We start from the raw sequence: 347 nt of genomic DNA, 5'->3' as shown, positions 1-347 counted from the left end.
TCGCTCAGCTAATCATTATCTGAATATCTGGCTTGGTTGTTTGTGTTTAATTCTTAAAAAAAGAATTTATATAATTAACCTACTGTTTAATTTTCAAAGTTCTTAAAGTGGTGGACCTTCAGGGACTCGAACCCCGGACCTACCGGTTATGAGCCGGGCGCTCTAACCAACTGAGCTAAAGGTCCACTTTAAATGGTGCCGAAGACCGGAATCGAACCGGTACGAGAGGTAAGTCCCGCAGGATTTTAAGTCCTGTGCGTCTGCCAGTTCCGCCACTTCGGCACATCACCTAGCTATGTCCTACTCTCCCAGGCAGCTTCCCACCAAGTACCATCGGCGCTAAAGAG

General features: G+C 46.7%; 2 tRNA genes. Both read right to left on the bottom strand.

Annotated elements, in window-relative coordinates:
• Positions 1–108 precede the first annotated feature (108 nt).
• Positions 109–185: transfer RNA gene (locus RWY47_RS04535), tRNA-Ile, on the bottom strand.
• Between the two features lie 8 nt (positions 186–193).
• Positions 194–282 (bottom strand) — tRNA-Leu (locus RWY47_RS04530).
• Positions 283–347: the final 65 nt, after the last annotated feature.

It is taken from the genome of Paraclostridium sp. MRS3W1 (assembly GCF_032465715.1).
Taxonomy (GTDB): Bacteria; Bacillota; Clostridia; order Peptostreptococcales; family Peptostreptococcaceae; genus Paraclostridium; species Paraclostridium dentum.
The sequence above is the reverse complement of the archived record's forward strand: the minus strand, read 5'-3'. Positions and strand labels throughout refer to the sequence as shown.